The sequence below is a fragment of the Enterobacter cloacae complex sp. SYL001 genome (assembly GCF_049237025.1).
Taxonomy (GTDB): Bacteria; Pseudomonadota; Gammaproteobacteria; order Enterobacterales; family Enterobacteriaceae; genus Enterobacter; species Enterobacter intestinihominis.
Map to the genome: position 1 here is coordinate 176,699 of NZ_JBMKJI010000004.1, position 21,815 is coordinate 198,513.

Below are 21,815 nucleotides of genomic sequence, written 5' to 3' on the forward strand. Positions count from 1 at the left end.
TATGAATATATTCAAACCAGAATACGGTCTCTGAGTCTGTCATCCATGAAGAACTCAGGGACCCAACTCTTTATTTTCGTAATAACCTCAGGCCATTTGCCACAACCAGAAGACTGGCACCAACATCAGCAAATACAGCCATCCACATAGTTCCCATTCCCATGAGCGTGAGTACAAGGAATACGGCTTTAATACCTAGAGCGAGGCTGATATTTTGCACGAGTAAGCTGTACGTTTGTCGGGATAATTTTACAAAGGCTGGGATTTTACGCAGGTCATCATCCATTAAGGCTACATCTGCAGTTTCAATCGCCGTATCAGTACCCATTGCGCCCATAGCAAAACCGATATCAGCTGCAGCCAGAGCCGGTGCATCATTGATACCATCACCAACCATCCCAGTGATTCCAATCCGTGAATGCTCTTCAACTGCACGATGTTTATCTTCTGGCAATTGATTCCCTCGAGCCTCATCGATTCCAACCTGAGATGCGATTGCTTTAGCTGTATGTGGGTTATCACCAGTCAGCATAATAGTTTTAACGCCAAGTTCATGAAGTTGTTCAATCGCTTCACGGCTGCTGTTTTTAACAGTATCAGCAACAGCGAACAACCCAAGCACTTGCTTACCATCATTGAGTAAAATAACTGTTTTACCCTGGCTTTCCAGCCTTTGTACTGTTGCTTTAATCTCTGATGGACAATTAAAGTGTTCTTCAGTCAAACGCAGGTTACCAAGGTAAAAATCCTTACCTGTAATCGCGCCATGCACACCTCGCCCAACAATCGCTTCAAAGCTGTCAACATCCTGCTTTTTCAAATCAGCAGAAGCATTCACAATTGCCAGTGAAACAGGGTGATCAGAGTAACTAGCGAGACTAGCTGCAGTAGTACGAACTTCACGCTCGCTCCACCCATTGAATACCATTACGTCGGTTTGTACTGGTTTCCCATAGGTAATAGTTCCTGTTTTATCCAGCGCAAGGGCTTTTAGCTTACGTCCCTGCTCAAGATAAACACCGCCTTTAATGAGAATCCCTTTGCGAGCAGCTGCAGTAAGTCCACTAACAATCGTTACTGGCGTAGAAATAACCAGGGCACATGGACACGCAATGACAAGCATAACTAAAGCTTTATAGATCCACTCCTGCCATGTTCCTGCCCCAAACAATGGTGGCAATACAGCAACCGCAACAGCAATACCCATAACGACGGGGGTATAAATCTGGGAAAAGCGGTCAACAAAACGTTGTGTAGCTGCTTTGGCGCCTTGCGCCTGCTCAACGGCATGAATGATGCGAGCAAGGGTTGTATTATTTGCAGCTGCAGTGACTTTATATTCAAAAGAGCCTGACTGATTTATTGTTCCAGCAAATACAGCATCGCCCGCAATTTTATCGACAGGCATACTTTCACCTGTAATTGGAGCTTGGTTAATGGTGGTTTGGCCTTTGACGATTTCTCCGTCGAGACCAATTCGTTCACCTGGTTTTACCCTGACAATACTGCCCGGTTGTACGCTACTGGCGTCAACTTCCTGCCATGTTCCATCAGCTTGTTGGACCATTGCAGTTTCAGGAGTCAGGTTCATCAGGGAACCTATTGCATTTCTGGCTCTATCAAGTGATTTGGCTTCTATCAGCTCGGCAATGGTGAATAACACCATAACCATCGCCGCTTCTGGCCACTGCCCAAGGACCAAAGCCCCAGTAACGGCAATACTCATTAGTGCATTGATATTCAAGTTGCCATTGCGAATCGAAATCCAACCTTTTTTGTAGGTTGTCAGACCACAAGAAAGCACTGCTATCAAAGCCAACCCAGCTTCTAGCCAGTCAGGCATATCAGCCCAGTGCATCACTTCGGCTGCAAGAGCAGCTACGCCAGCAAGAGCTAATGGCCACCAGGGCTTTTTTTTCTCCTGGGTATTTTTCTTGCCGCTAGTATTATCAGAGACTTCTGGCGCGAATCCCAACGAGCGAATTGCAGCCATGATAGCTTCAAGCGAATCCGGTGTATGGGTTACAGTCAAAACACGCTGCATCAGGTTGAAATCAAGCTCTTTAACAGCGCTCATTCCACCCAGTTTCTTTTTGATAAGATTTTCTTCAACAGGACAATCCATCTGCATAATGCGAATTTCTGTCCGTAATCCACCAGCCACAACCTGCGAGCCCCCTAGGCTACTCAATTGTTCTGGAGCAGCGGAGCAACAATCCCCCTCATGGCCGTGATCGTGGCCTTCATGAGAATGCTCTTGCGCGGCATGAGCATGGTTACATCCCTTATGATTATGCTCATCATGCGAATGCCCTTCGCCGCCATGGCTATGGGCATCATGATTATGGCCTTCATGGTTATGGCCTTCATGGTTATGACCTTCATGGGAATGATCATCACTGCATTTCTTGTGATTATGAGCCTGCTGATCATGTGCATGATCATTTGCTTTATGTGATTCACCAGTATTCTTAACCCGGAGTCCTGTCCCTAAATTGAACGTTTCACAGCAACTAGCCGCTTCGTCTCCTGCAGGGTTTTTGCTATTTTTTACACCACCACTCATTTTCATTGCCTCATCTGTTAACTATACTGACGATTAAAGACCCTAATCTAACTAGAGGGTCAAGCGCATAAGGGGGGAGGCATGAAAATTGGTGAATTGGCCCGTAAGGCGGATTGTCCGGTGGAAACTATTCGGTACTATGAGAAAGAAGGATTACTTCAGGCTCCATTAAGAGATATTGAAAATAACTATCGCCGTTACAACAATACTCATCTGGAAAAGTTATTATTTATCCGACGCTGCCGCTCTCTTGATATGACCCATGAGGAAATACGTGCATTGCTACTGGCAATGAATAATCACGGTAAAGACTGTGGCCCCATTGATGCAATAATCAGTGCCCATCTCACTCATGTTCAGCATCGTATTAAAGAATTAATAGCCCTGGAAATACAACTCAAAGAACTTAATAACTATTGCAGCTCAGACCGGAGCGTGGACGAATGCGGGATAGTACAGAAATTGACTGCTGATGAAGAGAATGGTGATCTTCCTTTAACCGTACCAACTGACCACTTGGGGGGTGTGCATTAGTGGTGTGCGCTTATAAGTTGATTAGACTGATGGCGTAACACAAGCCCATACAGCTTTGTGCTACGCCATCATGCCCTTAAAATAAGGGGTCAGGCTTTTTCCATTTCGTTACCACGAGAACGACGTTGCACTGCCCCTTCTCTCTTACCGGGATGGCTTTTAGCATCAGCGGTCATTAATGTCTGGAGTATTGGGCATTCAACTCGCTCATCCCCAGCACAGCTTTTGATCAGAGCTCTGAGTGTATCTGCCATTCGTCGCATATTTTCCATACGTCGCTCTAAATCATCCATATGCTCTTGTGCCAGACGTTTAACATCGGCGCTCTGGCGAGATTTGTCATTCCATAACTTGAGCAAATCGGCTATCTCTTCAAGAGAAAAACCAAGATCGCGCGCACTGCGGATAAAAATCAGACGATGGACATCATTGGGTGCATAATCACGGTAGCCCGCTTCGGTACGGCCAGTAGCAGGAATCAGACCAATTTGCTCGTAATAGCGAATCATCTTTGCGGAGATTCCTGATTCGTTCGATGCTTTACCAATGTTCATAGCTCCCCTTTTCTTAGTGCTCAGAGTCTTCTGCCAGCGGAGGCTGGAACCGACGCAAACGAAGTGCGTTGCCCAGGACAAATACACTGGATAGCGCCATCGCGCCTGCAGCAAAGATTGGTGAAAGCAGCAATCCATAGGCAGGGTACAGCAGGCCTGCTGCTACAGGGATCAATGCGGCATTATAACCAAACGCCCAAAAAAGATTTTGCCTGATGTTACCTATGGTTGCCTTAGACAATCCAATAGCATTAGGCACACCCTGTAGGTTGCCGGACATTAAGACAACATCAGCAGATTCCACCGCTATATCGGTACCTGTACCAATTGCAAGCCCAATATCTGCCACGGCTAAAGCTGGGGCATCATTAATGCCATCACCAACATAAGCGACCTTACCGTAAGACTCCTTCAACCGACGAACTGCTTCAACTTTCCCTTCTGGCAACACTTCGGCAACCACTTCATCAATACCAAGCTGTCTCGCAATCGCATTTGCTGTATTGGCATTGTCACCGGTAATCATTGCGACTTTGAGCCCCAGTTGGTGCAATGCATTTATGGCAATCGGCGTACTTGATTTAATAGGGTCAGCGACTGCGATAATGGCAGCCAGACGTCCATCAATAGCAACATAGAGTGGCGATTTTCCTTCGTTTCCAAGGCGTATCGCAGTCTTTGAAAAATACTCGATATCCAAGCCTAACTCACGCATAAATCGATCGGCCCCGACCTCTACGCGCTCTCCGTCTACGGTAGCCCTGACGCCCATCCCAGTAATTGAATCAAACTCAGTCAACGCTGGCAGCGATATCTCTTTTCCTAGAGCAGCTTCAACGATAGCGCGGGCAATAGGATGTTCCGAACGTGATTCAACAGCGGCAACTTTTGCTAATACTAAGTCAAGCTCAAACCCTTCGGCCAACTCCAGGTCTGTCATTACTGGGCGCCCTTCAGTCAAAGTACCTGTTTTGTCTACAGCGACAACCCTGGCATCTTTAAGCAACTGCAGAGCTTCTCCCTTACGGAACAAGATCCCCATTTCTGCACCACGCCCAGTACCTACCATGATAGAGGTTGGGGTAGCCAATCCCATTGCACATGGGCAGGCAATGATCAATACAGCCACGGCATTAACCAGTGCGAAAGACAGGGCCGGTGATGGCCCAAATGTTAACCAGGCAAGGAAAGTTAACAACGCTGCCAGCATCACCACAGGAACAAACCATAATGTCACCTTATCGACCACGGCTTGTATAGGTAGTTTAGAGCCCTGGGCTTGCTCTACCATTCTGATTATTTGTGACAACATCGTCTGGCCACCAACGGCTGTTGCACGCAACCTCAATGCTCCTTTCTGGTTAACAGTCCCGCCAACCATTAAGCTTCCGGGAACTTTCTCGACGGGGATAGGCTCCCCCGTTATCATCGATTCATCGACAAAACTTGTTCCTTCACTCACCTCACCATCAACAGGTATCCGCTCACCTGGTCGAACTTCGATAATGTCATCAAGGGCTACATCACTAATGGGAATATCGATGACAATGCCGTTACGCAGCACATGCGCCTCTTTGGCCTGCAATCCAACCAAACGCTTGATAGCCTCAGACGTTCGACCTTTAGCTCGCGCCTCCATAAATCGTCCTAAAAGAATAAGAGCGACGATTACCGCAGCAGCTTCGTAATACACATTGACGGTACCTTGAGGCAAAAGACCTGGAGCAAAGGTCGCAATCATTGAATAACCGAATGCAGCGAGAGTCCCGACGGAGACGAGAGAGTTCATGTCTGGGCCAAGTCTTAATAACGCGGGAATACCTTTCAGGTAAAAGCGCCGCCCCGGAATAGCCAACACCAGCAATGTTAATACAAACTGGAGATACCAGCTTTCCTGGAGCCCAATGGTATCCATTATCCATTGATGCATTCCCGGTATCACATGCGACCCCATTTCCAGAATAAATACTGGTAACGCAAGTACGGTCGCCAGAACTAAATCTTTCTTCAACGCAACCTTTTCAGCATCTTTTTTTTCTGCGGCACTATCATTATTCTGGCTTTGGTTATCAACCAGGCTGGCTTCATAACCGATTTTTTCGATAGCAGTTATGAGGTCATCAACTCCTGCGGTTCCACGTACAGTAGCTCTTTCAGTCGCTAAATTAACAGTGGCTTCTTTTACACCTTTAACCGCTCGGAGCGATTTTTCGACACGCCCTACGCATGATGCACATGTCATGCCCTGAACTGATAACTCTACAGAAGCTTGAGGAACCTCATAACCAACCTTTTCAACTGCTTCAACCAACGCCATACGATTAACGAATGCATTTAGGCGGATATCTGCACGCTCTGTTGCAAGGTTAACGCTTACGTTTTGTACGCCTTCAACCTTAGCCAGAGCGGCTTCAACTCGTCCAACGCAGCTTGCACAAGTCATTCCCTCAATGGGCAAGCTGACTTGAGTTTCACCATCATTAGAATGCTGTTTTTTTTGAATGCTCATGATGTATTTCTCATCGTTATGGTCAGATAAAGAACAACCTTAAGGCTTACCATCGTGGGAAGGTCAAGCGCATTATTTTGAACATGCCGATGCCGTGGAAGGAATGGATATAAAAACCCTTTACATGAACACATATTCATATGTTATATTGAAGGCATCATGTATAACCAACCGCTTGAGGCCCTATGTCACAATCACATGATCACGAGCATGACCATACTCCAGCAGTAACCAGTGCAAACGAGCGTAAAGTCCTTATCTCCTTCCTCATGATATTCACATTTATGGTGGTCGAAGCTGTTGGAGGGATACTTTCTGGCTCATTAGCATTGCTGGCAGATGCAGGCCACATGCTTACAGATGCAGTAGCTTTGGCGCTGGCTTATGCGGCATTCCGTTTTGGCCGTCGAGCTGCTGATAGCAAACGAACCTTTGGATATTTGCGATTTGAAGTCATCGCGGGATTCTTTAATGCCCTGACACTCTTCGCTATTGTGGCGTGGATTGCATATGAGGCATGGGAAAGGTTACAAGCTCCACCAATTATACTGGCAGGCCCAATGCTGATCGTTGCCATTGCAGGATTGTTGGTCAACATATTGGTATTATGGATCATGACCCGTGGTGAGACCGATCATGTTAATGTCAAAGGTGCTATTTTACATGTGATGGGTGATCTATTGGGTTCTGTTGGCGCTATTGTCGCCGCTATTGTCATTTACTACACGGGCTGGACACCGATTGACCCAATACTTTCCGTTCTTGTCGCAGCACTGGTTTTACGTAGTGCCTGGAAATTATTAGCAAAATCGCTGCACATCCTGTTAGAAGGAGCGCCTGAAGATGCCTCCCCAGACAAGGTGGAACAGAGACTAATCAGTTCTGTTAAGGGCTTAGCAGCCGTAAGTCATATTCATGTCTGGCAAATAACCTCAGGTCGGACGATGGCAACACTGGAAGTAAGAGCCAAGGAAGATGTGGACGTAAAAGACGTTGTGAAGCTTGTAAAACAAGAACTTTATGAGCAGTTCAAAATAGAACATGCAACTGTGGGAATCGACTGGAATTACGATCAAAACGATAATACATGCAGCCTTTCACCGACAAAACTGCGTAACGAACACGAACACGAACACGAACACGAACACGGAAAAAAGCATAACCATTCTAGTCCAGGCCACAAACATTAATCAGGCCTCTGGTGATGCACTATCAATTTAGGAGGGAGAATCATAATGTCCAGCACATCAGATTGCGGCAACATACAAGACTGTTCCGCGACAGATCATGTCGCGGAGCCAGATCTATCAATGCTCTCGCAAAACGACATTGGGCAACTTTCCGAGATTTTCCATCTACTGGGGGACCAGTCAAGACTACGAATCCTGCTTTACTGTATGCGTGGTTCGGTCTCTGTAGGCGACATTGCTGAGTCGCTCCAGTTATCACAATCTCTGGTCAGTCATCATCTGAGGTTGTTACGAAGTGCAAGGCTTGTTCGCGGAGAGAGAAAGGGTAAGTACATATTTTATAGCATAATGGATCACCATGTAAGTCATGTTCTTCAGGACATGGTATTTCACATAGCTGAAGAATAACCCGAATGAATTTTGATAAGTAGAGCTTGTGTAATTCCAACTCACCTTAGTTTTTCATTACTTTGGTGAGTTGTTTCATCATTAATTTATTAAAACCTTAATAATTAACCTTTTAATAATGAAACCTGCCCCCTTCCCTTGTATGTAATAAATACCTGATGGTTCACTATCACCAGATAAAGCGAAGTGAGCAGGCCACCTCATGAAGGAGAAACCTTGCTTTGCAAGCTTATTGAATAGCCACGGATAATCTAGTTTGTCTGCTTCGTGCCAAAAGCGGACATTGCTACATCACAATGCGTTATGGTCAACATCAGAATGCAGCCCTTGTGTTGTGACGTGTAGTCTGGCCTAAACGCAGTTGCACTACATTACCTCGTGGGGTCAGCGACGGCCCCGTTTCAGTTCACGTACACAGGGATCATACTCATCTGCATAGCCACCAAAGTCATGGCTGGGCATGAAGTACCACTTTTCACCTTTCCAACCAGCGATCCGGGTGGTCGGTTTGGTTTTATTCAGAACAACAATACAGACGCCGACGGGAGACACTGGAGGAAGAAGTCGTTGCACCACACACTCACGATTGCCCACATCAATCCAGTCTTTGACGTGAATTTCAGGATGGTTCATTGTTTATCTTCATGTGATGGAATTGCTTACCGTAATGCATCCGATTACCGTGCAAGATCATGTATCCTGTCGCCTTCCTGCTCCCTTGAGGTGGCGCTGCCTTGGTACAGTCAGCACTCTGAATGTCAGGCCCAGCCGCGAGGCCGGAAGCTCATCAGGTCGCTGCGGTAGGGGAAAACGGTCCGGGTAACAGACCGTAATCGCCTGCTGGTGGTTATTGGCCCTGACTGGAGCCGCACTGAAAACTGAAGCGCATTAATATACTCGCGCCTCCGACAGGTCAGGCAATTTCTTCCAGCGCATCGTCATTTGCCGGTGGAGGAGGAAGTATAAGCGCGTCGCACTCCCTGATGACATATTCAGGAATGAGATCAAACCGGGCAGGATCCAGCTGACAGATAAATTCATTTTCAATGTGGTAGGTCTCATTCATGAATTTACGTATTACTGCGTTCTCGAGTCCGGTCTGAAGCAACCTGAACACCTGCAGTTTCTCGTAGCCATTACGGCAGAGCAGATAAAGCGCACGTATACGATCCGGGTCGGTGAGCTGAACGAAAGTGGCCTGGTAGTCAAAGCCGGGAATGCGATCGGCGATTGCCTGGCAGCCGAAGGCAACTTTTTCTGCGGACATTTCAGGATGTCCCACTCCCTGCACAACGGGTTCACGGGTGTCGATGGGCGTTTCACGGTGATGAAAAAGGTTTGACAGCACCTGATAGGCATCACCGAGGTCGTCCATAATTTCATAATGTCGGCGAAGATAGATCAACTTGATGATGTCTTCACTATCAGAGTCAGTGACAGACTGGCAGATCTGAGCAAAAGTGCGGATATCACTTTCACCGATGAGCTGCTCGGTGATGCAGCCTGCGCTGTAGTGCAAGTGTGAGGCCGTAACCAGATTACTGAACAGCTTCCTGACGGACTTCAGTGTATCAATAATAGGCTCAACATCGTGAGTCAGCATCAGTACCGTTTCATTTTTCAGGCACTCACCGGTATTGCGGCGAAACAGCATCTCCAGGATGGCAAATTTCTTGTTCTTATCAAACGATGAAATCGGGTCGTCAAGAATGATCAGGCCTGGCTTCTTGGCTAAGCATTCATACATAAACAGAACAATGGCAAAGGCGTTGCGTTCACCGTAGCTGAGATGCTGGCTGCCGCCGCTGACGTAGCCTTCAAAGTCTTCGTGGCGCAGTTTCAGCCGACATTTATCGCCTTCCCCAGTGATATCCACCTGATAACGATAGCCTGCGTAAGCCAGAAAGGTATTGATATCGGTTTTATGCTTGAGGATCAGCTTCTGCATGCCCTGACGCTGCTTATTTATTTGACCCTGCAGGCGTCCGGCCTGCGTCGTCAGGTCGTCTAAAGAGGTATTGAGACTGGCTACGGTGCGGGCCGTTTTATCCGACTGCAGCTCCGGGAAAAACTTCACGTCTAGGCGACAGGCTTCCAGTGCAGCCTTGACGTTGGTTGAAGCGCTGAACGTAAAGCCGTTAAGAGTCTTAAGGGTATTCAGCATATTTATCAGGCTGTCTGTCTGCTTCTTCACTGTCACGAGATATTCTTCGTGCTGTTTTTCCAGCCCACTTTTTAGGGTTGTAATATCAGCGAGGCGGGCACGGGCAGGCTCTGAAAAATATTCGCCGAGTTTATCTAGCACGCCGATCAGGCCGATCAGGTTTTTAATGACAGCCTTATCATACTCCGCGCTGACGCGGCTAATCTGCTCGGCCTTTTCACGGGAGTCGCCAGTACAGAACGGACAGCAGCCGTCGGATAGCGCGGAGAATTTCTCATACCCCCGGGTCTGCCACTCGATCCACTCTACGCTGCTTTTACTTTGGATGTACGGCTTATAAGATTCCAAACCGTCGGGAATGTGCTGAAGCTTGTTGCCAGCGGATAAGCCTTTCATACCGGTAGACGTTTTTGCAATCCCGGTACTACTCAGCTTAAATGCGGCGCTGAGTTCCCCCAGGTGCGTGATGAATTCTTCAAGCCCGACGTTATCAGCAAACTGCTGCCGTATGGCCACGACCATGGCTTCGATTTCGCGTTCTGTCTCGTGATACGCTTCACTTTTGATGAAGATGTCAAAACTATTACTTACTAACTCGTCTGGTTGAAAAGTGAATTGATCGACATATTTTTCATTAAAGCACATGACGTTTTGCAGGCCATCGACACCAGTTACCCTAGGCTGTACTGCATCGGGATTAGAACCACGGTATCTAAACGGAAGCAGGTCGCTGAGACCCTGTTCATCCCCGTTTACCGTACACTGAATCGCGCGGGAAATGGTGCTTTTTCCGGTGCCGTTAGGCGCAAATTTAATATTTAGTTTTTTTTCTGCCAGAGTTATATTTGCTTTATCGATGTTATTACAGCAATTAATTTCAATTTCCATACCTAATCCTTTACGGCAAAGACACTGAGCAGGCCCCGTATATTGCAGGCCCGATTAATTATTTAAGCTGAAGCCAGAACATATAAGCACCGTTTCATTTTTGAGTAAAGCACTCCGGGATTCGCCCTTGGTACCGCAGCGCCGGAGCAGTTGTTTTATAGAGCGTATGTACGGCGCTTGTGATGTATGTCCGCTTCGTGCCAAGAGCGGACATTTGCACCCTCAGTACCCGCACCAGACTAAGCCGGCTCAGCAATGTCGGCGTTGCTGATACTGACAGACGTTATGCCGTTTTAAAGCGACGTTTCCGGTGTATCACCATGAGAGCGACAATTACCGCCACCGCAATTGTCGCGGTCCCCCGGAAGACGACTGATGAATCTCCTAGGATGATTTCCATGAATGATGATAAAAACTGGCCGGAGAATATAGCCATAGAAAGCCAGGCAAGGTTACGTCCCCGGACGCGAGCGTGACTCTGCTCGACTGTCATATGATTCACAAGCGGCACCGACAGACCAAACCCACAACTCATTAAAACCCCGCCAGCGATGTAGAACACTACATTATCAGCGAATGAAAATATGAAATGTCCGGCAGCGTAGCAGCTAAACGCCGTGTACAGATTTCCGTACTCACGTAAACGCGCTATGAGGCGCGGCATCATCGCAGCAGCCCCGACGGCGACCAGTGAGATAAACGACAGAAAGTATCCGGTTTCTGCTGCCCCAATAGCCATGCAGCTAAACACCTGCGGAATGATGATAATGCTGGTGAAGAAGCAAATCATGGACAGCAGGGCTGCAAAAAGCACAGGCGCTAATCGAGTCGCACTCACCGATTCGCTTTCTCCGGCGTTTTCATTCATGTTTTCTGTCCCAGAGGACAATTGTTACGGCACAAACGCCAGCTGCATAACCAGAAGAACCTAGGCAAAAAGATGAAGCAAAAACGGCCACTGCCAGCCAAGGGTTGCAAGTAATCCGCCTATAAACAGAAAAATGACACCGCCCAGCTCAATCAACATTCCCTGCGAAGGTATCATTTTCAGGCAAGCCTGACCGCTATGAAACGAGGAAATCAATCCGGTTCCTGCTGACATGACGATGGCGGTATCTGACTGAAATCTGGATGTATCTTCTTCCAGATCTACTTAAAACTCGTTCTGATAACCATACCGAGAAATAACTGTCAATCCATCCATATCTAGGGTTTGATATAGTAAAATTACCTATATATAGTTTTTTTAGTTTTCATCTCACTTGGACGCCATTTCATGAAAAGTCACGAGTACATTGTGATTTGCGGTTTTAACCGCAGTAAAGTCGGCCGATATATTGCCATTGTTGCCTCAGTTATATCGTTCGTTCTGATTTTACTAGCACTCACACTAATCGAATGGCTGAAAAACTTTCACATTAACAGCCACATACCTGCCTCAGTTTTTTCACTTATTAGCGCCGGTGGGATCTACATGGGGTTGTATACATGGTTTGATAAAAATCTCTGGCATAACACCTACCTCGGGAAATTTTTATGTGTGCCAAATCTTGCAGGCCGCTGGAATGTTGAAGGCCATACCCGATCTGAAGGTGGTAAACCCTGGGAAGGTGAGCTGAGAATTGTCCAGTCATGGGACAAAGTCAGAATTCATCTGAAAACTCAATCATCGCATTCGGATAGTGTGACAGCCTCCATCATTCATGACGAGGGAATTGGTTACCAGCTGCTTTATAACTACCGCAACCAACCCAAGACAGGTGAAGAACACCTGACTTCACATGTTGGATTCGCAGAGTTCAGGTTCGACGACGGACTCAAATCTGCTGAAGGCCATTATTTTAACGGTCAAGGCCGGGCTACTTACGGAACAATGACAATCACTAGGATCGACAATGTCTAATTCATTTAGTGCGCGAATTGAACGCATGAAGTCTCGTCGTAAAGGGACATTCGATCAATTAAACGTAGCCAGAGAGTCAATCAGTAACCAGAGGATTGATGGACTGGAAAACTATGCTTTGCTAGAAGGTTTCCTGGATTTAAATGAAAGTTGGGAAACCAGGGGAAAACAAGATTCTGCAACCCGCTATGTTATAGGTGCCATGCAACCGGTTGATAACCGCTATACCGAAATTTCTTTTGAAACTGCCAAGCGTATTGAGAACCAACTGGTAAAGAAATTAGATCTTAATCTGGAGTTTCGTGTCCAAGGCTCTGTACCACTGGATATTCATATTAAAAGTTTCAGTGATGTGGATCTGCTGATTATAGACACTCAGATGCTTATTTATGATAGCGACGGTATTGGCCGCTACACCCCTACGAACAAAAATGATGGGGATGTCATCCTTGAACTCAGGGATGCCGCTAGGGATGCCCTGAAAGCAACTTTCCCTGCGGCAGATGTTGATGACAACAACGCCAAATCTTTGAGAATAACGGGAGGGTCTTTGCAGAGAGAAGTGGATGTGGTGCCAAGCATCTGGTGGGATACCAAAGAGTACCAACATACTAAAGATGTAGATCAACGTGGGGTCACTATTATAGATAAAAACACACGTCAACGTATCTACAACCTACCTTTCCTCCACATCAAACGAATTAAAGACAAATGCGATCAATGTAATGGAGGATTGCGTAAGTCTATTCGTTTTCTTAAGACACTAAAAGCGGATAGTGAAGCTGAGGGTACTAAAATTGAACTCAGTAGTTATGATATTGCCTCGCTGATGTACCACGCAGATGGTAACAATCTCCGACATAGCCAATACTACGAGCTGGCTGTCCTTGTAGAGACTCACAGATGGCTAAATTATCTTGCACAGAACCCTAATGCTGCAATGCTGCTCTACGTTCCAAATGGCACCAGAAAGATAATTGACAAGAATGAAACTTTTGCCGAATTGCTTAAACTGACGGGAATGGTCAATAGTATTGTCACTGAGGTGCTGCGTGAAATAACCGGCCAGCCTACTGAATATTACACACCCGCCAAAGGAATTTTACTTATAAAACAAGCGGTTTACTAACAGGATGCTATCAAGATCCACTTAATAAGTGGATCTTGAATCATCCGCGACTATTTGCCGGACAGCGCTAGTCATTCCGGCTTAAGCGCTATTATGAGATTTATTTCCAGTTTAGTATGAGTCTCCGTACTAATCGTTGATTGAAGAGACATACATGCTGGATAACTCTTAATGGGGTCAGTTTGGATATCGAAAATTATTGTACGTTAAGGCTGATTTTTTGTAAGTACCCCACTTAAACGCCCCATTCTCTTTCAGAGACCCTCTGGCACATGGATTAGGTTTTCCGAAAGCGAACTTCCGCTCTTCGCTCATAGATGCCGGTCAAACATCCCGCATTCAGCATGTGAGGCGGTAGCCTCATCTCTGATGTACTGAATAACAGTAACGTCTTGCTGGTGTGTCTATCCCGGCTTTACCATGACGTATAGCGATAGGGTCAGTGGGTTCGTAAATGCTCAACGGCACTCTCAGTGAGAGTCAGTACCGATTTAACGCTGATGCTTATTCTATCGATAATGGCCTGCCGGGGACCATGACGCCATGCTTCGCTATCATAAAAGGTGTCCTGGGCAGTTTTCAGGTGAGAGAGGCTGTTATAAGCCCTGATCAGATAGTAAGCATCGTCGTCATGTGCTGATATACCATAAGAAATAACATCCATTCCCACTGAACGGTGAAGTGGAACACTCACTTCTTTCATTATTCTATGAAAGTCTTTTCCAGTACCGGGTTTGAGGGTGTACAGCAAAAATTCGACAGTTTTCATCTTCGATATCCTATTCTGTTTTTCTCATCATAGCGAATTATGGCGACGTGTAGTCGTGAAACCGAACAGAAGAACTGGACTGCCAGGCTGTCCCCAGCAGTTATGGCTCTGAATGTCTCATGCGTGCCAGGAGCGGACGTTGCTAACATAGAGATGCTCTAATCTGCAAGGAGCAGCTCCCCCTTTATCAGACAATCTTGTCTGACGCTCCGGACAGAAATATGCTGGTTTTATCTGTTCAGAACACTGAACTATGTTCGGGAAATCACAGAGTCAGGCTAACGGAATAGAATAGTGAGCGGTGTCTTAACCCCTTAAATCGTAAAAGCACCGGTTGATAGCTGATGATGAACGCTTCTCTGATTTAACCAAGCATCGGCATTGAGAATGAATCAAAAAAGTGAAAATATCAAAGGGTAATAGCCTCCGTTTGAACCGGACACCTCACCAGTAAGACATAGTCATAGAGCTATGTTTAAGGAGTGTCCTGTGCAAAGAATCGAAGTGATCACTGGCGAGCAAAAACGCCGTCGTTATACTCCTGAAGAGAAAGCCCGTTTTGTTGCGCTCGCCATGCAGCCCGGCTACACCGTCTCACTCGTTGCCCGGCAATATGACATCACACCCAGTCTTCTTTTTAAGTGGAAACGGCTCATGAACGAGGGTGGAAAGTCTGCGATCGTCGCTGGCGACGAGGTCGTCAGTGTCTCCGAGGTCCAAGCGCTGGAGAAAAAAGTCAAACAGCTTGAACAAATGCTGGGCCGCAAGACGATGGAAGCCGAAATCCATAGGAACGCGCTTGAGATAGCCTAGGCAAAAAAGTTGATATCGCGCATGCCATTGCTGCCACCGGACGATACCTCCTCATCCGAATAGCAGAAGTGCTCTGCGTATCGCGTTCGAATCTTTATGAACGGCTGCTAAAGAAGCGCCAGCAGCGGCCAGCCCGCTATAGCAAAGATGAGGACGCCCGACTGTTACCGCTTATCCGCCAGATATGCAGCGAGCGGGCGACAAACGGCTACCGTCGCGTGACGGCACACCTCAATCGTGCGCTGAAGGAACAAAACTGGCGGGTTAACCACAAACGCATTTACCGGATCATGCAGGCGAATAACCTGTTGCTGGCAAAATCTGGCCATAGAAAGCCAGAGCACAGTCATACCGGCAACGTCGTGACACTCAAGCCGGATACGCACTGGTGTTGAAATCCGCTGCTTGAATCGGGAAGTCGTGCGGGTAGTGTTCAGCCTTGACTGCTGTGATCGCGAAGCCATCTGCTGGTCGGCGACAACAGGTGGAATAAACAGCGTTATGGTGCAGGATCTGCTGACAGAGAGTGTGGAAAAGCGCTTTGGCAATACGCTTTACCTGCCACATGCCGTTGAGTGGCTGACCGATAATGGCTGTTGCTACATAGCGGACTCAATAAGAACGTTCGCCACCTCACTCAGGTTCATCGTGTGTACGACGCCAGTGCGCAGTCCGGAGAGCAATGGGATGGCTGAATCGTTCGTTAAAACGTTCAAGCGTGACTACGTGTATGTTAATGACCTGCCGGATGCCATGACAGTGATGTGAAAACTGACGGAATGGATGGAAGACTATAATAACTGGCATCCCCATAAAGGGCTGAAAATGCAGTCACCAAGGGAATACAGAAGTTCGCTGCTAGCTATAAATTAACCGTGTCCGTTTTAGCGGGGGCAACTCCACAAAGAGGACGTGGAGCTAAAATATTTGCACGGATAAAAAACCATACTTAACTATTAGTATTACATTAAAAAAATACGGACTCTTTATCAGCAGTCCGCTAAAGTCTATTCAAGGAAAAAACATGTGGCATATCAAGCATTAAAAATTAGTATATAGTGGCAGATTTTATCAAGGTATATATTCCTATAGATACCCTAAAATGATTATCTATTAATCCCCTAATTTAGCGGTCATATGCACTCGATTACCAGTATACGCAGAGAGAATTTTGTATGACGTTTGTGCTTCTTTTGCTTTAGCAGCAATTTTTGCTTCTGCACTGTCAAGAGTGGAAGCAGTTACGCTGACCGTCTGCGCCATACCAGAGAATGAGACAACAGAGAGAAAACCAGCTGCTGCGAGAAGTTTGATATTTTTCATAGTGATAACCCTAGTAAAGTTAATGTTCATCATAAGAGCATACTGCTCGTTTCCTGTTGATGAGCATTAAAAACCCTGCAACTACTATAGGGTCAATACTTTTTATTGTATTTTTTATATAGCGCTGACTGTCTTGAACATCCACTTATCGAGAAATTTTTCTTAAACAATAAAATTCACTCATAATCAATAAGATATGGCAATTTTTATATCGTTTTACACTGAAGATATTTTTTCTTACCCCATTTATATAGGTTTCAAAATATGTCTTTGCAGGTAATTGGAGGCTGGAACTCACGCATTCCTATCCCCTTCCCTTCAAACAACTCTAGCTTTACTCTGATCAAAAGAATAAATACCCAGACATTAAATCACGTGACATGAAATGCCAAAACTGTCTAAATAAACTGGACTGACCCCAGGATTAGATATAACCTTCAATTAGTAATGTCGGTTGGTTTTTCTTCATATTTCCCGTTTCGCCAGCCTGCTGGAAATTCAGCTGGAGTCTGGTAATCCAGCGATGAATGTGGACGGCACTCGTTATAATCCTGCCGCCAGTCATTAATCGTTTTCCTGGTGTGAACTGATCCTACCCACGTAATGTGGACACGGCCCTAAGCAAGGTTCTGGTTTTCAAATTGTTCAGGACTGAGCCCACCACAGGCACTGTGGCGACGCCAGCGATTGTAATCGCACTCAATATAATTAAATACAGTTGTTCTCATCATTTCCCGGCTGATAAAGCGTTCACCGTGGATGCATTCCACTTTCAGCGAGTGGAAGAAGCTTTCCACACACGCATTGTCGTAACAGCAGCCTTTCGCGCTCATGCTCCCGCGCAGATTATGCCGCTTCAGCAACGCCTGATAGTCCGCTGAACAGTACTGGCTGCCACGGTCAGTATGAACAATGACATTTTTCGGGCGTTTACGCCGCCACAGCGCCATCTGCAACGCATCGCAGGTCAGTTGTGCCGTCATTCGCGGTGCCATTGACCAGCCGATGACAGCTCGCGACCACAGGTCAATCACCACTGCCAGATACAGCCAGCCTTCATCGGTGCGTAAGTAGGTGATGTCTCCCGACCACTTCTGATTCGGGCCGCTGGCGTAAAAGTCCTGCTTCAGCAGGTTCTCAGACACAGGCAAGCCATGCTCACGATAACTGACCGGGCTGAACTTGCGGGCTGCCTTTGCCCGAAGCCCCTGGCGACGCAGGCTGCCAGCTATCGTTTTGATGTTGTAGGCCGGGAGCTCATCCGCAAGCCGTGGCGCACCATACCGTTGTTTTGCATCAGTGAATGCTCTGAGAACCGCGGCATCACAGGCCAGACGGAACTGCTGTCGCGTGTTTATCTGATGACGCCGGGAGCACCAGGCATACCAGCCGCTACGGGCCACGCGCAGCACCCGGCACATGGCTTTGATGGTGAACTCAGCCTGATATTTTTCGATAAAAACATACTTCATTTCAGGAGCTTCGCGAAGTATGTCGCGGCCTTTTGGAGAATAGCCAGCTCCTCTGCCTGCTCCGCAAGCTGGCGTTTAAGCCGGGCATTTTCAGCATCCAGTTCGCTTTCGCGTGCAGATGATGTCAGTTGTTGCTGTTGTTTTTTTCGCCAGCCATAGAGTTGCGATTCATACAAACTGAGTTCGCGGGCAGCGGCAGCGACGCCAATGCGTTCAGCAAGCTTCAGAGCTTCCTGGCGGAATTCGGGAGTGTGCTGTTTACGCGGCTTTTTACTGACGGTTACTGATTTAGTCATGTGAGCTACCTCTGGTTGAGAGTTTACTCACTTAGTCGCGTGTCCACTATTGGCGGGTATCTGTGCCAACAGCTCTCAGGCCAAGGGCCGCGTTAAGCGCGCCAACCTGACGCTGCAGGAGCGGCTGGTTAAGGAGATGTGCCTGGAGAATATCACCTGCATTGATGCCGCCAACGCCTGGATCGAAACGTTCATCAGCGACTTCAACCACCGCTTTGCCAGACTGGCAAAATACCCGAAAAACCTTCACCGCACGGTCTAGAGAGCCACCTGGAACTGGACGACATTTTCGCCTGGCAGACGCTTCGGACGCTCTCAAAAGCACTGACTTTTCAGTATGAAAAAATCCTTTATCTGGTTGATCCCACTGACGAAAACTCACGCATAGTCGGAGAAGAAATCCTCGCTTTTGATTATACGGACGGTACGCTCAAATTCCGCCATGGAAACAGAACACTGAAATATCAGATGTTCGATAAGCTGGACTGCATCAGTCAGGGGCGCATCGTTGATAACAAAAGGCTTGACGCGGTGCTGAAGCTGGCGAAGGAAAAACAGGATGAGCTTGAAGCCGCAGGAAAAAGAAAGGCGCAGCCAGAGTATGCCTAAAAGGCGGGCACAGATTCAGGCTCAGCTCAGAGCCATCAATCCGGTTCTGGCTGAACCCTCTCTTTTCAAATCAAGCCTGAAAAAATGAGCTCACTGCCCTTTTTTCTTCATCAGAAATCAGCAGAAAGTGACATTTAAAACCGGGAAATCAGGGTGACATTATCAATAAGGAAAGACAGCGAGTATAATAGTTGTAATATCCGCACCTCCCCAGAACATCTGAATTTGTCTTTGACAGAAAGAACCGCGCTTCCGGCAGGAAGCCGGCCCCCTTGAAAACTCTCTTATCCTGTTAAAAAGCCTGATATGGTTCGGAGTTAGTCGGTGTTTCCTCCGGCAATAGTGCAGTTGGCTTCACAACAGCGTACATTATCACATCAGATTTATGCCAAAACGGCGTAACGCACTGGCCCACAAAAAGAAAATAAGGACGGTTACGACGCAGCAGCTACCCAGCGTGATCCAAAAGCCAAATCGCTGACAGAAAACAGGGAATAGTAAAAACATAGGTAGTGTCGGCACTACATACCAGAATGTATACCACGCATGATTGGCTATTTTTTGCTGACTCTGTCCTTCCAGCTTCATCCACACGAGCACAAGCACAGTAACCAGGGGAAGCGCGGCGACAAGACCACCAAGCCGATCACTACGCTTGGCAACTTCAGAGATAAAAACAACCATTCCGGCGGTGATCGCGTACTTAATCAGTAGCCATAACATCATAAACCCTCACTAATCCTGTAAGTTAACGGCCCTGCACCGACCTATCTCCCCAGCGCAATCCCGGTTTCGCGGTGTCTGTTACGGCCGTATTTTCTCATGCCTCGTCAGCCACGGTGAGGCTCTTTCAAGAGCTGGGTTGTATGAAAACGAAAAAACACAGCCAACAATAATTTACAAAATAACTTATTGACCCTGTATTTACTACAGGGTTTTTAATGCACATCAACAGGTGAGACGGCGATGATGCCGGTATCACCAGATGACCAGATAACCCAAGGAATATGACCATGAAAAATATCAAACTGCTTGTTGCTGCCAGTATGCTCTCCGTAGTCTCTTTCTCTGGCTTCGCCCAGTCAGTCAGTGTTACTGCTGACACACTCAGCAACGCGGAAGCGAAAATTGCCGCTATCGCCAAGGAATCCGGTGCTTCGTCCTACCGCATCACCAGTGCTGACCAGAACAACTTTGCCCGCATGACTGCAGTCCTAGATAAGTAACCCGGGACTGTACTACCCTGAACCTGACCAGTTAACGCAAGAGATGGTCGCAGAGCAAATAGCCGGACTGGCTGTCCCCCAGTGGGATGCATCTGGTTCCGCTGGCGACCTCACACGCAATCCCTCACTGTAACGTTTTCTGATCTCACCACGCTGGCCATAACAGATTGCCCTAGCCACTGCATTACGACCTTCTCTCCGGTTAAGCTGAGTCAGGATACGTCGGCGATAATACTCATCATAAATATAATTAAGAAGGTATAAATTGCTTCATTCGGCGCACTATTGTAAACGTTTTTGGCGGGACAGGATGTACTTGTGTGTACGAAACCGAGGGCCAACAATAAATATTGATTTAATGCAAAGGCCCATATAAGATTGATTTACAAGGTGATGGTGCTCCACCTTTCCCAACCGCCGGTTTTTCAACACCGGATGATGGCGCCTGATATACAGATGAAGTTGTCCTCTTATAGGCATGTATGTCAGGTATAGCTATGCAAAATAAAACCACATTACCGCTTACCGCAGAATCTCTCTCTTTTCAAAGAGATAATCCGATTTATGTCTTCGGTCATCGAAATCCTGACAGCGATGCTATTTGCAGCGCGCTGGTTGTGGCTGACTGGCTTAATTACACCGGTCGTCCCGCAACGCCCTGGCGCCTGGGGGATATCACCCCGGAAACCCGTTATATCCTCAACGCTGCGGGTGTTTCACAACCCGATTTACTCACCGTCGATCTGACAGATAAAACCGTATGGCTGGTTGATTTTACGGATGCAGAGCAGGGACCGTCTTCGCTGATGGACAGCAACGTCATCGGCATCATTGACCATCATCGTATTGGTACCCTTGTTACCCGCAATCCACCGGATGTCTGGGTGCGGGCGGTAGGATGCTGCGGAACAGTAATTCTCTCAATTCTCATGCATGACATTCCGATGCCGCTGACTGCCGCTCAGGCTGTGTTGCTGATGGGGGCGATCCTCAGTGATACCGTTGCGCTGACGGGTCCCACCACCACCACTCAGGATCAGGAATCCGTGGCTGTTTTGCGGGAAATCGCCGGTATCGATTATGACCAGTTTGTGACAGGGCTGCTGCGAGCCAAAACAGATATAACCGGGCAATCCGCGTCGGTTTTACTCAATCGTGACGCCAAAAATTACCGGATCCATGATGTGCCGCTGTTGTTGTCACAAATTGAGGTCCGCGACATGGCTGATATTACTCCCCTGTTGCCTGAGCTACTGCAGGAAATGGATAAAACCTGCAAGGACAGCGTGCTGGACATGGTGATCCTGATGGTGACAGACATTACCAGCCGGAACTCCGTTTTGCTTTTTTCAGACAGCAGCCTGACAGGCTCCCGCCAGGTATCGCTGCCCGGCATGACAAGCCGGAAAAAAGAAATCCTCCCCTGGCTGACCAACCGCTTCGCTTCTTATAAGAGGTGATT

General features: G+C 47.2%; 17 protein-coding genes, 4 pseudogenes and 1 riboswitch. Of the genes and pseudogenes, 9 read left to right on the forward strand and 12 right to left on the reverse strand.

What is annotated here, in order from left to right:
* Positions 1–70: 70 nt before the first annotated feature.
* Positions 71–2,566 (reverse strand): heavy metal translocating P-type ATPase, encoded by a 2,496-nt coding sequence (locus ACOTZP_RS07005; protein ID WP_016154432.1) that lies wholly within the window; start codon positions 2,564–2,566, stop codon positions 71–73.
* A gap of 81 nt (positions 2,567–2,647) precedes the next feature.
* Between ACOTZP_RS07005 and ACOTZP_RS07010 the strand changes: the two genes are divergently transcribed.
* Positions 2,648–3,100 carry a Cd(II)/Pb(II)-responsive transcriptional regulator gene (locus ACOTZP_RS07010; RefSeq protein WP_009654812.1) on the forward strand — a complete coding sequence of 151 codons (453 nt, stop codon included), beginning with the start codon at positions 2,648–2,650 and terminating at the stop codon, positions 3,098–3,100.
* 89 nt (positions 3,101–3,189) lie between these two features.
* On the opposite strand, the gene cueR is transcribed toward ACOTZP_RS07010, so the two are convergent.
* Together cueR and ACOTZP_RS07020 are read right to left on the reverse strand one after the other, a co-directional pair.
* Positions 3,190–3,654, reverse strand: coding sequence for a Cu(I)-responsive transcriptional regulator (gene cueR, locus ACOTZP_RS07015; RefSeq protein ID WP_016154433.1), 465 nt, complete (start codon positions 3,652–3,654; stop codon positions 3,190–3,192).
* A 13-nt stretch (positions 3,655–3,667) separates the two neighbouring features.
* Complete coding sequence (locus ACOTZP_RS07020) at positions 3,668–6,163, reverse strand: heavy metal translocating P-type ATPase (RefSeq protein WP_009654818.1); 2,496 nt, start codon at positions 6,161–6,163, stop codon at positions 3,668–3,670.
* Between the two features lie 185 nt (positions 6,164–6,348).
* On the opposite strand from ACOTZP_RS07020, the gene ACOTZP_RS07025 reads away from it, so the two are divergent.
* Entirely contained in the window at positions 6,349–7,353 is a 1,005-nt protein-coding gene (locus tag ACOTZP_RS07025; protein WP_009654826.1) for a cation diffusion facilitator family transporter, read from the forward strand.
* Positions 7,354–7,398: 45 nt separating this feature from the next.
* A complete protein-coding gene (locus ACOTZP_RS07030) occupies positions 7,399–7,761 on the forward strand; it encodes an ArsR/SmtB family transcription factor (RefSeq protein WP_016154435.1) in 363 nt (120 codons plus the stop codon).
* A 384-nt stretch (positions 7,762–8,145) separates the two neighbouring features.
* Here the strand turns inward: ACOTZP_RS07030 and ACOTZP_RS07035 are convergent, their stop codons facing one another.
* From ACOTZP_RS07035 to ACOTZP_RS07045, 3 genes are all read right to left on the reverse strand, one after another.
* Positions 8,146–8,394 (reverse strand): hypothetical protein, encoded by a 249-nt coding sequence (locus ACOTZP_RS07035; RefSeq protein WP_016154436.1) that lies wholly within the window; start codon positions 8,392–8,394, stop codon positions 8,146–8,148.
* A gap of 280 nt (positions 8,395–8,674) precedes the next feature.
* On the reverse strand, positions 8,675–10,813 hold the full coding sequence (locus ACOTZP_RS07040) for an AAA family ATPase (protein ID WP_009654821.1): 2,139 nt from the start codon (positions 10,811–10,813) through the stop codon (positions 8,675–8,677).
* A 283-nt stretch (positions 10,814–11,096) separates the two neighbouring features.
* Complete coding sequence (locus ACOTZP_RS07045) at positions 11,097–11,681, reverse strand: MFS transporter (protein ID WP_009654820.1); 585 nt, start codon at positions 11,679–11,681, stop codon at positions 11,097–11,099.
* A gap of 408 nt (positions 11,682–12,089) precedes the next feature.
* On the opposite strand from ACOTZP_RS07045, the gene ACOTZP_RS07050 reads away from it, so the two are divergent.
* Together ACOTZP_RS07050 and ACOTZP_RS07055 are read left to right on the forward strand one after the other, a co-directional pair.
* Positions 12,090–12,716 carry a hypothetical protein gene (locus ACOTZP_RS07050; protein ID WP_016154438.1) on the forward strand — a complete coding sequence of 209 codons (627 nt, stop codon included), beginning with the start codon at positions 12,090–12,092 and terminating at the stop codon, positions 12,714–12,716.
* Positions 12,709–13,845, forward strand: coding sequence for a hypothetical protein (locus ACOTZP_RS07055; protein WP_009654824.1), 1,137 nt, complete (start codon positions 12,709–12,711; stop codon positions 13,843–13,845). Before ACOTZP_RS07050 ends, ACOTZP_RS07055 begins: the two co-directional genes overlap by 8 nt.
* Before the next feature lie 439 nt (positions 13,846–14,284).
* On the opposite strand, the gene ACOTZP_RS07060 is transcribed toward ACOTZP_RS07055, so the two are convergent.
* Positions 14,285–14,614: an NIPSNAP family protein gene (locus tag ACOTZP_RS07060; RefSeq protein ID WP_016154439.1), complete on the reverse strand. Its 330-nt coding sequence runs from the start codon at positions 14,612–14,614 to the stop codon at positions 14,285–14,287.
* A 471-nt stretch (positions 14,615–15,085) separates the two neighbouring features.
* Between ACOTZP_RS07060 and ACOTZP_RS07065 the strand changes: the two are divergent.
* Positions 15,086–16,300 (forward strand): annotated as a pseudogene (locus ACOTZP_RS07065) (IS3 family transposase).
* Between the two features lie 240 nt (positions 16,301–16,540).
* Here ACOTZP_RS07065 and ACOTZP_RS07070 read toward each other — a convergent pair.
* The 3 genes and pseudogenes from ACOTZP_RS07070 to ACOTZP_RS07080 form a co-directional block, all read right to left on the reverse strand.
* The gene (locus ACOTZP_RS07070) at positions 16,541–16,750 is read right to left on the reverse strand and encodes a YdgH/BhsA/McbA-like domain containing protein (protein ID WP_032443218.1); all 210 of its coding nucleotides are present in this window, start codon (positions 16,748–16,750) and stop codon (positions 16,541–16,543) included.
* A 437-nt stretch (positions 16,751–17,187) separates the two neighbouring features.
* Positions 17,188–17,337: pseudogene (locus tag ACOTZP_RS07075) on the reverse strand (integrase core domain-containing protein); the annotation flags it as partial.
* Between the two features lie 30 nt (positions 17,338–17,367).
* Positions 17,368–18,518, reverse strand: a protein-coding gene (locus ACOTZP_RS07080; RefSeq protein ID WP_085954962.1) for an IS3 family transposase whose coding sequence is annotated in 2 segments (ribosomal slippage) — positions 17,368–18,257 and positions 18,257–18,518 — 1,152 coding nt in all. Because the reading frame shifts where the segments join, the coding sequence is not laid out codon by codon here.
* A gap of 58 nt (positions 18,519–18,576) precedes the next feature.
* Here ACOTZP_RS07080 and ACOTZP_RS07085 point away from each other — a divergent pair.
* A pseudogene (locus tag ACOTZP_RS07085) lies at positions 18,577–19,215 on the forward strand (ISNCY family transposase); the annotation flags it as partial.
* 284 nt (positions 19,216–19,499) lie between these two features.
* Here ACOTZP_RS07085 and ACOTZP_RS07090 read toward each other — a convergent pair.
* On the reverse strand, positions 19,500–19,850 hold the full coding sequence (locus ACOTZP_RS07090; RefSeq protein ID WP_016154441.1) for a DUF3147 family protein: 351 nt from the start codon (positions 19,848–19,850) through the stop codon (positions 19,500–19,502).
* Between the two features lie 290 nt (positions 19,851–20,140).
* Here ACOTZP_RS07090 and ACOTZP_RS07095 point away from each other — a divergent pair, with 290 nt between their 5' ends.
* Positions 20,141–20,353: a YdgH/BhsA/McbA-like domain containing protein gene (locus ACOTZP_RS07095; RefSeq protein WP_009652456.1), complete on the forward strand. Its 213-nt coding sequence runs from the start codon at positions 20,141–20,143 to the stop codon at positions 20,351–20,353.
* A 120-nt stretch (positions 20,354–20,473) separates the two neighbouring features.
* Here the strand turns inward: ACOTZP_RS07095 and ACOTZP_RS07100 are convergent.
* Positions 20,474–20,617, reverse strand: a pseudogene (locus ACOTZP_RS07100) (Tn3 family transposase); the annotation flags it as partial.
* 116 nt (positions 20,618–20,733) lie between these two features.
* Positions 20,734–20,808, forward strand: a riboswitch (Fluoride riboswitch).
* Positions 20,809–20,850: 42 nt separating this feature from the next.
* Between ACOTZP_RS07100 and ACOTZP_RS07105 the strand changes: the two are divergent.
* Positions 20,851–21,813 carry a DHHA2 domain-containing protein gene (locus ACOTZP_RS07105; RefSeq protein ID WP_009652407.1) on the forward strand — a complete coding sequence of 321 codons (963 nt, stop codon included), beginning with the start codon at positions 20,851–20,853 and terminating at the stop codon, positions 21,811–21,813.
* Positions 21,814–21,815: the final 2 nt, after the last annotated feature.

Excerpts from the sequence above, each read along its gene's own strand:
- ACOTZP_RS07005 (WP_016154432.1), bottom strand. The coding sequence starts at position 2,566 with ATGAGTGGTGGTGTAAAAAATAGCAAAAACCCTGCAGGAGACGAAGCG.
- ACOTZP_RS07010 (WP_009654812.1), top strand. The coding sequence starts at position 2,648 with ATGAAAATTGGTGAATTGGCCCGTAAGGCGGATTGTCCGGTGGAAACT.
- cueR (WP_016154433.1), bottom strand. The coding sequence starts at position 3,654 with ATGAACATTGGTAAAGCATCGAACGAATCAGGAATCTCCGCAAAGATG.
- ACOTZP_RS07020 (WP_009654818.1), bottom strand. The coding sequence starts at position 6,163 with ATGAGCATTCAAAAAAAACAGCATTCTAATGATGGTGAAACTCAAGTC.
- ACOTZP_RS07025 (WP_009654826.1), top strand. The coding sequence starts at position 6,349 with ATGTCACAATCACATGATCACGAGCATGACCATACTCCAGCAGTAACC.
- ACOTZP_RS07030 (WP_016154435.1), top strand. The coding sequence starts at position 7,399 with ATGTCCAGCACATCAGATTGCGGCAACATACAAGACTGTTCCGCGACA.
- ACOTZP_RS07035 (WP_016154436.1), bottom strand. The coding sequence starts at position 8,394 with ATGAACCATCCTGAAATTCACGTCAAAGACTGGATTGATGTGGGCAAT.
- ACOTZP_RS07040 (WP_009654821.1), bottom strand. The coding sequence starts at position 10,813 with ATGGAAATTGAAATTAATTGCTGTAATAACATCGATAAAGCAAATATA.
- ACOTZP_RS07045 (WP_009654820.1), bottom strand. The coding sequence starts at position 11,681 with ATGAATGAAAACGCCGGAGAAAGCGAATCGGTGAGTGCGACTCGATTA.
- ACOTZP_RS07050 (WP_016154438.1), top strand. The coding sequence starts at position 12,090 with ATGAAAAGTCACGAGTACATTGTGATTTGCGGTTTTAACCGCAGTAAA.
- ACOTZP_RS07055 (WP_009654824.1), top strand. The coding sequence starts at position 12,709 with ATGTCTAATTCATTTAGTGCGCGAATTGAACGCATGAAGTCTCGTCGT.
- ACOTZP_RS07060 (WP_016154439.1), bottom strand. The coding sequence starts at position 14,614 with ATGAAAACTGTCGAATTTTTGCTGTACACCCTCAAACCCGGTACTGGA.
- ACOTZP_RS07070 (WP_032443218.1), bottom strand. The coding sequence starts at position 16,750 with ATGAAAAATATCAAACTTCTCGCAGCAGCTGGTTTTCTCTCTGTTGTC.
- ACOTZP_RS07090 (WP_016154441.1), bottom strand. The coding sequence starts at position 19,850 with ATGTTATGGCTACTGATTAAGTACGCGATCACCGCCGGAATGGTTGTT.
- ACOTZP_RS07095 (WP_009652456.1), top strand. The coding sequence starts at position 20,141 with ATGAAAAATATCAAACTGCTTGTTGCTGCCAGTATGCTCTCCGTAGTC.
- ACOTZP_RS07105 (WP_009652407.1), top strand. The coding sequence starts at position 20,851 with ATGCAAAATAAAACCACATTACCGCTTACCGCAGAATCTCTCTCTTTT.